Source organism: Bordetella sputigena (assembly GCF_965137885.1).
Taxonomy (GTDB): domain Bacteria; phylum Pseudomonadota; class Gammaproteobacteria; order Burkholderiales; family Burkholderiaceae_B; genus Bordetella_C; species Bordetella_C sputigena.
The window spans coordinates 360,874-372,442 of the sequence record NZ_CBCSCA010000002.1; the positions used below are offsets into that span (position 1 = coordinate 360,874).

12 protein-coding genes are annotated in these 11,569 nt (G+C 64.9%); 8 read left to right on the top strand and 4 right to left on the bottom strand.

Annotated elements, in window-relative coordinates:
• Positions 1 to 29: 29 nt before the first annotated feature.
• The 7 genes from ACNA0R_RS04820 (at position 30) to ACNA0R_RS04850 (ending at position 6,842) form a co-directional block, all read left to right on the top strand.
• Positions 30 to 632, top strand: a complete 603-nt coding sequence (locus tag ACNA0R_RS04820; protein ID WP_415824806.1) for a glutathione S-transferase family protein — start codon at positions 30 to 32, stop codon at positions 630 to 632.
• Between the two features lie 19 nt (positions 633 to 651).
• Positions 652 to 1,455, top strand: coding sequence for an ABC transporter ATP-binding protein (locus tag ACNA0R_RS04825; RefSeq protein ID WP_415824808.1), 804 nt, complete (start codon positions 652 to 654; stop codon positions 1,453 to 1,455).
• 92 nt (positions 1,456 to 1,547) lie between these two features.
• Positions 1,548 to 2,276 (top strand): ABC transporter permease, encoded by a 729-nt coding sequence (locus ACNA0R_RS04830; protein ID WP_415824809.1) that lies wholly within the window; start codon positions 1,548 to 1,550, stop codon positions 2,274 to 2,276.
• 23 nt (positions 2,277 to 2,299) lie between these two features.
• Entirely contained in the window at positions 2,300 to 3,313 is a 1,014-nt protein-coding gene (locus ACNA0R_RS04835; protein ID WP_415824811.1) for an ABC transporter substrate-binding protein, read from the top strand.
• Positions 3,314 to 3,319: 6 nt separating this feature from the next.
• Entirely contained in the window at positions 3,320 to 4,819 is a 1,500-nt protein-coding gene (locus tag ACNA0R_RS04840) for an aldehyde dehydrogenase family protein (protein ID WP_415824812.1), read from the top strand.
• Entirely contained in the window at positions 4,816 to 6,429 is a 1,614-nt protein-coding gene (locus tag ACNA0R_RS04845) for a GMC family oxidoreductase (protein WP_415824813.1), read from the top strand. The genes ACNA0R_RS04840 and ACNA0R_RS04845 overlap by 4 nt, the downstream gene beginning before the upstream one ends.
• On the top strand, positions 6,429 to 6,842 hold the full coding sequence (locus tag ACNA0R_RS04850) for a hypothetical protein (RefSeq protein WP_415824814.1): 414 nt from the start codon (positions 6,429 to 6,431) through the stop codon (positions 6,840 to 6,842). Before ACNA0R_RS04845 ends, ACNA0R_RS04850 begins: the two co-directional genes overlap by 1 nt.
• A 20-nt stretch (positions 6,843 to 6,862) precedes the next feature.
• Here ACNA0R_RS04850 and ACNA0R_RS04855 read toward each other — a convergent pair whose 3' ends face one another.
• Positions 6,863 to 7,342 (bottom strand): CinA family protein, encoded by a 480-nt coding sequence (locus ACNA0R_RS04855; RefSeq protein ID WP_415824815.1) that lies wholly within the window; start codon positions 7,340 to 7,342, stop codon positions 6,863 to 6,865.
• Positions 7,343 to 7,551: 209 nt separating this feature from the next.
• Entirely contained in the window at positions 7,552 to 8,550 is a 999-nt protein-coding gene (locus ACNA0R_RS04860; protein WP_415824816.1) for an MBL fold metallo-hydrolase, read from the bottom strand.
• Positions 8,551 to 8,613: 63 nt separating this feature from the next.
• Here ACNA0R_RS04860 and ACNA0R_RS04865 point away from each other — a divergent pair, with 63 nt between their 5' ends.
• On the top strand, positions 8,614 to 9,276 hold the full coding sequence (locus tag ACNA0R_RS04865) for a TetR/AcrR family transcriptional regulator (protein ID WP_415824817.1): 663 nt from the start codon (positions 8,614 to 8,616) through the stop codon (positions 9,274 to 9,276).
• 60 nt (positions 9,277 to 9,336) lie between these two features.
• On the opposite strand, the gene ACNA0R_RS04870 is transcribed toward ACNA0R_RS04865, so the two are convergent.
• Both ACNA0R_RS04870 and ACNA0R_RS04875 read right to left on the bottom strand, forming a co-directional pair.
• Positions 9,337 to 9,702 (bottom strand): hypothetical protein, encoded by a 366-nt coding sequence (locus ACNA0R_RS04870; RefSeq protein WP_415824818.1) that lies wholly within the window; start codon positions 9,700 to 9,702, stop codon positions 9,337 to 9,339.
• A gap of 10 nt (positions 9,703 to 9,712) precedes the next feature.
• Positions 9,713 to 11,506 (bottom strand): CocE/NonD family hydrolase, encoded by a 1,794-nt coding sequence (locus ACNA0R_RS04875; protein ID WP_415824820.1) that lies wholly within the window; start codon positions 11,504 to 11,506, stop codon positions 9,713 to 9,715.
• Positions 11,507 to 11,569 lie beyond the last annotated feature (63 nt).

Below are 11,569 nucleotides of genomic sequence, written 5' to 3' on the forward strand. Positions count from 1 at the left end.
CAGCTAATACATTTCAAGGGAGTTGCATCATGTTGGAAGTTCTCGGCCGCGCCACGTCCGGCAATGTTCAGAAAGTGCTGTTCCTGCTGGAGGAGCTGAAAGTTCCGTACCTGCGCAAGGACTACGGCAAGACGTTCGAAGGCACCACGCTGACGGCGGATTACAAGGCCATCAATCCCACCCAAAAGGTGCCGACGCTGCGCGACGGCGACCTGCACGTCTGGGAATCGCACACCATCCTGCGCTATATCGCCACCACGCGCGACGGCCAGTCCCTGTATCCCACCGCCCCGGCGGCGCGCAGCCAAGTGGAGCGCTGGATGGACTGGACGCTCGCGTCGTTGAACGTCGCCTATCTGGCGGGCTTCAAGGAGGCCAAGCTGCCCCCGGACCAGCTGACCGAGGCCGCAACCGCATTGCTGGCGGCGGAGCTCTCCCTGCTCGACGCGCAGCTGGCGGACAAGACGTGGATCGCGGGCGATGCGTTCTCGCTGGCCGACGTCTGCCTGGCGCCGCTGGTCAGGCGTTGCCTGAAGTTTCCGCACGCCAAGCCCGAACTGCCCGCGCTGAATGCATGGATGAAGCGCATCGAGGACAGGCCGGCTTTTGCCACGGCCGTCGCGGCCGGTTGAGGCGGCCATGGATGCCCGTATGCACAGACCGCCGGACGACTCGCAGATCCGCGCGCGCGGACTGACTGTCGATTTCGACACTCGCGCCGGATGCGTGCGGGTACTCAACAACATCGACGTCGACATCGCCAAGGGATCCTTCACCTCCATCATCGGCCCATCGGGTTGCGGCAAGAGCACCCTGTTGAAGGTCTTCGCCGGGCTCGTGCCGCCGACCGGGGGCGAGGTCCGCATCGCCGGCGTGCCGCCCGCCGAAGCCGTGCGCCAGCGCCGCGTGGGCATGGTCTTCCAGGAAGCGGCGCTGATGCCCTGGCGCACGGCGCTGGAGAACGTCTGCTCGCTGATGCACCTGGTGCATGCCCGCCCCAGGGAGGAAATACAACAGCGCGGCCGCGACATGCTGCGGCTGGTCGGGCTGGAGTACGCGGCCGACCGGTATCCCAGGCAGCTGTCGGGCGGCATGCGCCAGCGCGTCTCCATCGCGCGGGCCCTGGCGCTGGATCCGGAGGTCCTGATGATGGACGAGCCGTTTGGCGCCCTGGATGCCATCACGCGCGAAACCATGAGCGATTTCCTCCTGGAAATCTGGCAACGCACCGGCAAGACCATTGTGTTCGTCACCCATTCCATCGACGAGGCCGTGTATCTCTCGGACCGGGTATACGTCATGGCCACCAATCCCGCGCGCATCGTCGATTGCCTGCCGGTGACATTGCCTGGGCCGCGCAGCGAAGCGACATTCGCGCAACCGGAATTCCATGAAAAGTCATATCAGCTGCGGCAACTGCTCAAGGCAGGCCACGCCCAGGGGAACCCATCATGACGACAGGCACCACAATGAAAGCCAAAGCGCGGCCACAAGCCCCGACCGTTCCCCGGCTTCCGGACAAGATCCGCTTCGCGCTCGGTTCGGCCATGCCCAGTCTGGTACTGGTGCTGCTCATCCTGGCGGCGTGGGAGGTCTGTGTCCGCGTCTTGGGCGTTCCCGCCTTCGTGGTGCCCGCGCCGACGGACATCGCCGCCATTCTGGTGGAACGACAGGCTGAACTCTTCCAGGCCTCGCTCGTCACGGGCGCCGAGATCCTGTACGGCTTCCTGTATTCGTGCCTGGTGGGCGTGGCGATCGCCCTGCTCGTCGATCGCTTCGCCTGGTTCGGCCGCGCCAGCTATCCGCTCATCGTGCTATTCCAGAACGTGCCGAAGATCGCCCTGGCGCCGCTGTTGATCCTGTGGTTCGGCTATGACCTGCTGCCCAAGATCGCCCTGATCGTGATCATGGCCTTCTTCCCGGTGACGCTCAATATGCTGGTCGGCTTGCGGTCGGCGGACGCCAACCTGGTTGCGCTGCTCCGTTCCATCGGCGCCACGCCGAACCAGATATTGCGCCAGGTCAAGATTCCGGCCTCGCTTCCGGCCTTGATGGCGGGGATGAAAGTCGCCATCACCCTGAGCGTGATCGGGGCAATCGTGGGCGAATTCGTGGGCGCCTCGGCCGGGTTGGGCTACATGATCCAGTTCGCGTCGAGCCAGATGGAAACGGCGCTGGTGTTCGCCGCGCTGGTGCAGATCTCGGTGCTGGGCGTTTTCTTCTACTACATCATCGAATTGACGGAACGCCGGTTTCTGAGCTGGGCCACTCACTAATCCGAATCAACAAGGGGAAGAACATGAGATCGAGTTGGAGATTCAGCGCGCTGTTCGGCATGCTGGCATTGTTCGGCGGCGCCGCCCATGCCAAGGACGAAGTGACGGTGCAATTGGACTGGGTGGTGCGCGGCAATCACGCGCCCTTCTTCGTTGCCAAGGAGAAAGGCTATTTCACCGAACAAGACATAGACGTCACGGCGATCCGCAAGGGCACCGGATCGACCGACGCCTTGCGGCTCGTCGCCAACGGCAATGCGGACTTTGGTTTTGCCGATCTGACCACGTTGATGGTCGGGCGGACGCAGGGGGTGGAAAATTCGGCGCTGCTGGCGGTCAACCAGAAGACCCCGCTGTCGCTCATTTCGCTGAAGAAGAACTTCGACCTGCAGAACGCCAAGCAACTCAAGGACGCCAACGTCGGCGTACATCCGAGCGGCTCCACCTATATCTTTCTGAAAGCCGTGCTGGCCAAGAACGGTCTGTCACTGACGGACATCAAACAGTCGACCGTGTCGCCACCCTATGAAAACCTGCTGCTCCTGAACCGCGTGAACGTGGTGCCGGGCTATATCGACGCAGAGGTTCCCGAGCTCGAGCACAAGGCCGGCGGCGCCGGTTCGCTGTCCATTCTCCATGGCGCGGACCTGGGCATCCAGAGCTACGGCTCAGGCGTCTTCACGTCCGACAAGAACATCGCCCAACGCGCGGACCTCGTCCAGCGGTTCGTGACGGCGTATGCCAAGGCCTTTGCCGACGTGATCCAGAACCCGGACGCCGCCGTGGACACCCTGATCAAGAACAACCCCGAGTACAAGGGCAAGAAGGACATGCTGCTGGCGCAACTGCGCGCCGACCTGGACTTCACATTCTTCAGCGAGCAGACGAAAACACACGGCATCGGCTGGATCGATCCGGCCTTGTGGCGATCATCGGCGACGCTCTTCAAGGAACAAGGCGCGCTGGCGCCCTCCTTCGACGATACCAAGGGTTTCGACACGCGTTTCCTGGATAAGGCGCAACCTCTGAAGCGGTGAGGCAACATGATGGCAACCCATACGCATAAGACCGCCTCCGGAGAACTGCGGCTTCCCGCCAGCAATGGCGTCTTCTACGGCGGCAGCTGGCACGCGCCGGTGAGCGAGCGCTGGACCGACGTCGTGGCGCCCGGAACCGGCGAACGGCTGATGGCGGTGGCCGACGCCGGCATACAGGACGTGGCTCGCGCCGCCAGCGCCGCGCGCGCCGGTGCTCGGCTATGGCGCAGGACGGCGCCGCTGGCGCGCGCCGCCGTCCTGCGCAAAATGGCCCAGCGCCTGCGGGAAAACGCCAAAGAACTGGCGCTGCTGGACGCGCTGGACTGCGGCAATCCGGTATCCGAGATGGGCTCCGACGTCATGGTCGCCGCCGCGCTGCTGGACTTTTTCGCCGGCCTCGTGACGGAACTCAAGGGCGACACCATCCCGATGGGACACGATGCGCTCGACTACACCGAACGCGAACCGGTGGGCGTAGTGGCTCGCATCGTGGCGTACAACCATCCGCTGCTGTTCGCCATGGGCAAGCTGGCCGCGCCGCTGGCCGCGGGCAACGCCGTGATCATCAAGCCGCCGGTGCAGGCGCCGCTGTCGGCGCTGCGCTGCGCGGAACTGATCGCGGATCTGTTGCCGCCCGGCGTCTTTTCGCTGGTCCCTGGCGGCGCCGAGGCCGGAGCCGCGCTGGCGGCGAGTCCCGATGTCGACATGATCGGCCTGGTGGGCAGCATTGCCACCGGCCGCCGCGTCATGCAGGCGGCGGCGGCGCGGCTCAAGCCGGTGGCACTGGAACTGGGTGGCAAGAACCCATTCATCGCCTGCCCGGATGTCGATCCGACGCGGGTCGCGAACGCAATCGTGGACGGCATGAACTTCACGTGGTGCGGGCAATCGTGCGGATCCACCAGCCGGGCTTTCGTTCATCGCGCCATCTATGACGAAGTCTGCGCCAAGGTGAGCCAGGCCTGCGCCGCATTCGTGCCGGGAGACCCCACCAACCCCGCCACCACGATGGGCGCGATGATCAGCCGCGAACACCGCGACCGGGTCAAGCAGGCGATCGACACCGCCGTGGCGCAAGGCGCCCGCCTGATCGCCGGCGGAGGCATTCCCCAGGCCGGCGTTCCCGCCGGCGGCTTCTACCTGGAACCCACCGTGTTTGCGGACGTGGCCGCCGACTCGCCTTTGGCTACCGAGGAGTTCTTCGGTCCCGTGCTGGCGCTCATTCCCTGGGACGACGAGCAAGAGATGCTCGCGGCCGTGCACAGCCTGGACGTCGGCCTGACCGCCGCGATCTGGACGGCGGACCTGGCGCGCGCCCACCGGCTGGCGCGTGAGATCGATGCGGGCTTCGTCTGGGTCAACGAAATCGGCAAGCACTTCCTCGGCGCGCCGTACGGCGGCGCCAAGCAATCCGGCATCGGCCGCGATGAGTGCATCGGCGAAATGATCTCCTTCACCCGGGAAAAGAATGTGCACATCAACTTCAGGACGGTGGGCCCCGCATGAAGCCGGAATACGACTACATCATCGTCGGCGCCGGCTCCGCGGGCTGCGTGCTGGCCAATCGCTTGAGCAAGGACCCCGCGGTCTCGGTACTGGTCATCGAGGCCGGCCCCTGGGACCGCGATCCGCTCATCCACATCCCGCTGGGATGGGGCAAGATCCTGCAACGCCGCCTGCATGACTGGGGTTACGATGCCGAACCGGCCGCCCACGCCGACGGGCGGGCCATCGAATGCGCGCGCGGCAAGGTGGTCGGCGGCAGCTCGTCGACCAATGCCATGGCGTTCGTGCGCGGCCATCCCGCCGATTACGCGCGCTGGGCGGGCCAATACGGATTGCCGCAATGGCGTTTCGAGAACGTCTTGCCCTATTTCCGCCGCCTGGAGGATTGGGAAGGCGGCCACACCGGCGACCGCGGCGCGGGCGGCCCCCTGCGGGTGCAGCGCTGCCGCTACCAGGATCCGCTGCTCGACGCGTTCTCCACCGCTGCCCGGCAGGCCGGCCATCCCTGGCTCGACGACTACAACGCCTCGCCGGCGGGGGGATTCTCGCGCCTGCAGATGTCGATCCGGCGCGGGCGGCGCTGCAGCGCCGCCACGGCCTATTTGCGGCCCGCGCTCAGGCGTCCCAACCTGACGGTGGTCACGCTGGCGCACGTGCTCGGCGTGGACTTCGAGGGCAGCCGCGCGGTCGGCTTGCGCTTCCTCAGACAGGGCCGCACCACGGCCGTCAGGGCGCGCCATGAGGTGATCCTGGCCGCCGGGGCCATCAACACGCCCGCGATCCTGATGCACTCTGGCATCGGTCCCGGCCGCACGTTGCGCGACGCCGGCATACCCATCAGACTGGACCGCGCCGGCGTGGGCGAGAATCTGCAGGACCATATCTCCGTCATCGTCACCGCGCGCCGCCGTGAGCCCGGCCCCTTCGTGCGCGGCATGCGCCTGGACCGCATCGGGGTCTCGATGGCGCGCGCCTATCTCGGCGGCGAGGGCTTCGCCGGCGACGTCCCGGGCGGCATCGTGGGGTTCGTGCAGCCGGACGGCGCCGATACGCCGGATCTGCAATTTCTGCTGACGGCGGCGCCTTTCAACGCCTACCCCTGGTTCAAACCCGTGCGCAAGCCTTTCGCCGACGGCTTTGCCGTCCGTACGGTGCTGCTGCATCCGCGCAGCCGCGGCAGAATCACCCTGAGCGGCGCGGACCCGTTGGCGGCGCCCCGGATCGACCAGAACTTCCTGGCCTGCGCCGCGGACCGGACCCGGGTGCGCGACTCCGTGCGCATCGCGCGCGCCTTGTTGGATCAGCCCGCGCTTGGCGACTACGTCGCCACCGAGCTGGCGCCAGGTGGCGGCGTGGTCGATGATGCTGCCATCGACGCCTTCGTCCGCAAGACCGCCATCACGGTCCACCATCCCGGCGGCACCTGCCGGATGGGAAGCGAGGACGATCCCATGGCGGTCGTGGACAGTCGGATGCGCTGCATCGGCGTTGCCGGACTGCGCATCGTCGATGCCTCGGTCATGCCGGACCTGACCTCGGGCAACATCAACGCGCCCGTGCTGATGCTGGCGGAACGCGCCTCGGACTGGATACTGGAGGACGCCCGCTGATGCGACTCTCGCTGCAGCGCCACCGCTGCGTCAGCCTGCTGCCGCTGGCGCGCGCCGCCCATAGTCGGCTGGACGACTTCTTCGCGGTGCAATACTGCAGCCATGCCGACGAGCTGCCCGCCGACACGGCGGCGCTGATCATCGGCGGGGACATCCTGTCGTCGCTGCAGGGTGGCCTGCCGGCGCGGATCCAGTCGGTGACCGTGGTGGGCAGCGATTCGGTGCCGCAACAGTTCGTGGAGCAGATGAAAGCCAGGCGCGTGCTGGTGACCTGGCCCCGGGTCGCCGGCGCCGAAGACGAGCAGGAGGCGATGGAAATCTGCCATGACGTCATGGCGGCATTCGGTTTCGGCCGCATGGGGTCGCGGCCGCGCAACGTGGTCAATGACGTCTTGCTTTGTGACTGCTGTTGACCGCCGTACATGAATCGCATCTAAACCAGCAACCTGTCCAGCAGCTTCAAGGCCGCGGCGGCGAACACCTGCATGTTGCGCCAGCGATCGGCATCGCCTGTTTCCACGGTGAGCGTTGCCCCCTGCGGACCACGCACCGCCAGACAGGCATGTCCCGCCGCATCGCCATAGCGATTTCCGCTTGGTCCGCTTGCGCCGGTTTCGGCCAGCACCCAGGTCGTATTCAACTTACGCTGAAGGCCCTCGGCCAGGAATGCCGCGTAGCCTTCGGTCGCCGACCGCATTCCATCCGGCAGCGTCAGCGGCAGGTCGAGCAGCGCGTGCCGCGACTGCGCCGTGTAGACAACGGCGCCGCCGATGAAATACGCCGAGGCGCCCGGCACCGCCAGCAAGCTCGAAGAAATCAGGCCGCCGGCCGAACTCTCAACCGTAGCGAGCGTGTGCCCATGCTGTTTGAGTTTACTGGCGATGGAATGTGCGGTCGCTTGCAGCTCGTTCATGGGTTCGCTCCGGCCAAAACTTGAGACAACGGCTCCCAACCGGGAAGGATGTCAGAAGAAGAGCCGATTTACGGAAGAACAGTTGGTGGACATATTACGCGAGGCCGACCTTGAGCCCGCTTGTCCGCGCTCCACACCACCTTAGCCCTTCCTCATCGACTCTTTCGATACGATGCAGCAGCGGGCTAGAAGCACAACACCGACCCGGATCAGCGGGTGGATGCCGGATAGATAGCGATCGAGCTGAACGCACGACTGTCATGCGCGGGAACCGCCGTGATCTGAGGGTAGCGCGCGGTTGCGGCGCGGATGCGCGCGATGGCTGTCCGTATTTCGGAGCGGTCTTCACCAATCAGGAACCTCATCATCCAAGGCTTCTCCGCTGGCCGCGTCAGCCCTTCCATTTGCCAAACGAGATCGCCGATAAAGGCGTAGCGCTTCCCCGTGGGCAGACTGACGAAGACGATGACCGAGTCAGGTGTATGGCCCGGCGCCGGCACGATCACGACAGAGCCGTCACCGTATACATCATGGCTGCTTGGGAAACCGAGGTAGGATCCGCCATCGAAATGATACGGCCGATAGATAACATTACGGAAGCTGTTGAGCACCTCGGTGCCCTCGCCATGCGCGCCGATGAAACGCTGGCCAGCATCGTTGACCAGCACGGGGATGCCGTGGAAATCGTCCACGCCGCTGATGTGGTCCCAGTGAGCATGGGTCGGCAAGATGGCCGTAATTGCGCCGGCGCCCGCCTCCCCCAACTGATCGATGATGGGCGTGCCAAGGTGATGAGGCGACTGTTGAAGCGAGGGAAGCAGCCGCAATTGCTGTTCGACATTCCGACCGAACCCGGTGTCGATCAGCAGGTCGCCCTTGGGATGCCGGACGAGGACGCCGGTCGCGGCGAATGCGCGCTTCTCACTCCACGAACCGCCCCGAAAGGCTAACGCCGCAGGGGTTTCATATGTCCCTGTCGGCATCGCGCTGATCGACATGGCGGCCGGAGGCGTAGCGGGCGGCAGTGCCCCGACATCGATTTGCGGCACATCGAGCCGGATCGGCGCGAATGTCCAGACGAACCAAAGCAGCCCCACCAAGAGCAATATCGCGAGCCCGATCAGCGCGCTCTTGATCGGGCGGCGACGCATCCGCAGCAAGAATGAGTTTCCGCTTTCGATAGCGAGGACCATTGATCTGTCTTCCATGTAACAATAACCTTGATTATCGCTATAACGATAATACAGACTATCGTTAGGAGTCAACGAGGCATGAAAGAGTGGTCCCCCGATCATCCGAGGGCGAAAGTGATGGCCCGCAAGCGCGCTGCAATCGTGGCGGCGGCGGAACAGGCCTTCGTGCGAGACGGCTATACCGGCAGTGGAATGGAGAGCATCGCCCGTGAGGCTGGCGTTTCAATCATGACGCTGTACCGCCATGCTCGAACCAAAGACGATCTCTTCGCTGCCGTGATGGAAAGTGCCTGCCATCCGGTTGACATGGAAGAGTCGGCCAGGATCGAGGAGGCGATGAAGAAACCGCTCGCGGACATCCTGCTCTTTATCGGCGTGATGTTCCAGGAGCGCATCCGCGGCGCGAAGACGGTCAATCTGCTTCGCGTAGTCATGACCGAGATACGACGGTTTCCTCACCTCGGAGAGTTGGCGTACAACGGCCTGATCAACGCGCACGTTGAAAGGCTGGATGCTTTTCTGTCGACTTGCGACGAGACGTCCCGTCTGCCGGTGAAGCGACGGCGCAAGATCTGCCATGACTTCTTCGATCGATTGGTTGGTCTCGATGATTATCGTGTGCTCCTTGGGCTGGCGGCTCCATCGGCGCAAGACACACGCAGGCGGGCGGAACTAGCTGCCCGAGAGCTTATTGCGGAGCTGGAGAACGATCGGCCTACTTCCAACCGGAAAAAATCTTGAAAGGACGAGCTCTTCTCCACCCAATCGGCCCGCGTGGCAGTGAAGTCCGACACGCCCGCACTAGATCGTGCGTGCGACGATCGGATCATGCACGTACTGCAACCATGCTCCCAGCTTGGAGAGATCTCCATGCACCCGCATAGCACCGGATTGCATGAAGTGGTCGGCGGCGTCGCCGTATGCGGGATCGGCGCTGAGCAACGAGTTCAATGATTTCGCAGCCGCAGTCGTGATCTCGATGGTGATGTCGCCCCGCTCATCGGGCCGCGCACCTGACCGGAAAGAGGGAACGCCATCGACAATGTCGAAACGGAGTAAGCGGCAAGCCGATGCTACCGAACTACGCGTGGTGGGCGTCAGCCAAGACGCGGCTGACGGCGAGAAACGCTTCGAAGCGGGGGCCAGGCGACGGCGGCCGGCGGACATAAGCGCAAGCCTAGCCCTTACCGGTGCGCCGCAGCTCTATGAAAGTGTCCGGCCCGTAATGCAGGGTATTGCGCGCGTAATAAGGCGGCACCTGCATGTCGAACTGGACGTGCCCATGGCTCACGTCGCTGCGCAGGAGATCAGTGCGACTGGCGATGTCGAGGCGCAAGCGCTCACCAGGCTTCAGCACCACGGGTTGCGGCGTAAGACTGAAGCGCAGCGTCACCGGCACGCCGGGTGTCAGGGGCTCGGGCGTGTCGATGTCGATCGCGATCTCAGTCATGGTGGAGCGCGCCGCTTCGACCCTGCGGCAGGCAGGTCGGATGCCGCCCATGGAGAGGATCTGGTAGCCGCCATCCGCCGAGACAATGCCGGTCCGGGCCAGCACGTAGGAGTCTATCTCGTTGCAACTGAACGAAAGGCTCATCGTCACCGGACCGGTCAACTCCATGTCCTCTTCGATCGGCAACTCGAAGGTGAGACGCTGGGTTTCCACCTCGTCGAAGCCCGCTGGCACCGTCGCGCCGAGCGGCACCGCCGCCCATCGGTTCGATCCGCCCTCGCCCGGCGCGCGGTCGAGACGATGGGTGGCGGCGTCGTCGCCATTGGACGCCGGATAGAGGCGCAACGCCGTGCTGCCGGGCAGCGGCCAGTCCTGCGCGCCGCGATACTCCTTGGCGCCTTCGGTCCAGTATCGCACCCGCGGCTGGCCGGCGTAGCCGTTGTCCGCGCCGTAGACGAGATGGTCGAAAAAGGCGAGCGCCTCGAGCTGCCAGACATAGACCGGCAGCTCATACTCCGCAGGGCCGACGATCAGCCAGCGCTGATCCTTCGGCGTGCCGGCATTCTCGAACAGGTCGTAGGCGCCGAACTGGTGCAGATTGAAGTACCCCGTGTTCTGCACCACCACGAACGGCACCTGGATGTCGCCCAGGGCGCCGGCAGGGCCGGGCGGCAGCACGCTCGTCGCCCGGGTCTTGCCGTCGAGCGTGAGGCCGGCGAACCGCTGACGCGTCTGCTCCGTCGACACCTGCCGCTGGAATGCCTTCATGATTCGCGTCATGCGCTTCTTCAGCTGCGGCCACCACATCTGCTTGAGAGGTGAGTTGGTGATGTGGCTCAACAGCGCGCGCAGCAGCGGGGGCACGTGCAGTCTGAACTGCAGGGGCGTGAAGTTCGCGCCCATCCAGAGGGCGAAGAAATCGGGTTGCGGCGCGCCGCCGAACATGGCGATGTGGCGGAAATAGTCCGTGCATATCTCGTTGGCGAAGAAGCCCTTCAGGGCCGGCGGGCGCAGCCGCGCCACCTGCGGTTGCGTGAGCGCGTAGTAGGACGTGCCGAACAGCACCACCCGCCCGTCGCACCAGGGTTGGTCCGCCACCCACTGGATGACTTTGGCGTGGTCCTCCACGTCCGTGTCGTTGAGGTAGATGGCGTCGGCTCCGCCGGAACGACCCATGCCACGGCGGGTGACGGTCACATGAACATAGCCGCGATCGGTGAAGACTGGCGGGCTGCCGGTCTCGTTGTTGCCGGTGGGGACGCCGGCGGCCTGCAACTCCTTGGAATAGGCGGCGAAGGCGACGACAGCCGGATAGCGGCCCGGCGCCTTGGGCACATAGACGTCGGCCGCCAAGGCGATGGAGGGAGCGACCTCCACCATTTGGTCGGCCAGGACGCGGCATCCGAGTCCCGACTTCGCGGCAGGTCCCGGCGTCCAACCGGCGAGCTGCGCGCCGAATAGGCCGCCCTTCGGCACGATGAGATTGTCCCAAAATCCCGGCTTCCCCTTCTTGGCCGTCATGTGCATTCTCCCCTTGTCTCAGGCTAGCCGCACCGGATCTCGATCCTGGAATCCGGATCGGGA

Coding starts and splice junctions, on each gene's coding strand:
- ACNA0R_RS04820 (WP_415824806.1), top strand. CDS start 30: ATGTTGGAAGTTCTCGGCCGCGCCACGTCCGGCAATGTTCAGAAAGTG.
- ACNA0R_RS04825 (WP_415824808.1), top strand. CDS start 652: ATGCACAGACCGCCGGACGACTCGCAGATCCGCGCGCGCGGACTGACT.
- ACNA0R_RS04830 (WP_415824809.1), top strand. CDS start 1,548: ATGCCCAGTCTGGTACTGGTGCTGCTCATCCTGGCGGCGTGGGAGGTC.
- ACNA0R_RS04835 (WP_415824811.1), top strand. CDS start 2,300: ATGAGATCGAGTTGGAGATTCAGCGCGCTGTTCGGCATGCTGGCATTG.
- ACNA0R_RS04840 (WP_415824812.1), top strand. CDS start 3,320: ATGATGGCAACCCATACGCATAAGACCGCCTCCGGAGAACTGCGGCTT.
- ACNA0R_RS04845 (WP_415824813.1), top strand. CDS start 4,816: ATGAAGCCGGAATACGACTACATCATCGTCGGCGCCGGCTCCGCGGGC.
- ACNA0R_RS04850 (WP_415824814.1), top strand. CDS start 6,429: ATGCGACTCTCGCTGCAGCGCCACCGCTGCGTCAGCCTGCTGCCGCTG.
- ACNA0R_RS04855 (WP_415824815.1), bottom strand. CDS start 7,342: ATGAACGAGCTGCAAGCGACCGCACATTCCATCGCCAGTAAACTCAAA.
- ACNA0R_RS04860 (WP_415824816.1), bottom strand. CDS start 8,550: ATGGAAGACAGATCAATGGTCCTCGCTATCGAAAGCGGAAACTCATTC.
- ACNA0R_RS04865 (WP_415824817.1), top strand. CDS start 8,614: ATGAAAGAGTGGTCCCCCGATCATCCGAGGGCGAAAGTGATGGCCCGC.
- ACNA0R_RS04870 (WP_415824818.1), bottom strand. CDS start 9,702: ATGTCCGCCGGCCGCCGTCGCCTGGCCCCCGCTTCGAAGCGTTTCTCG.
- ACNA0R_RS04875 (WP_415824820.1), bottom strand. CDS start 11,506: ATGACGGCCAAGAAGGGGAAGCCGGGATTTTGGGACAATCTCATCGTG.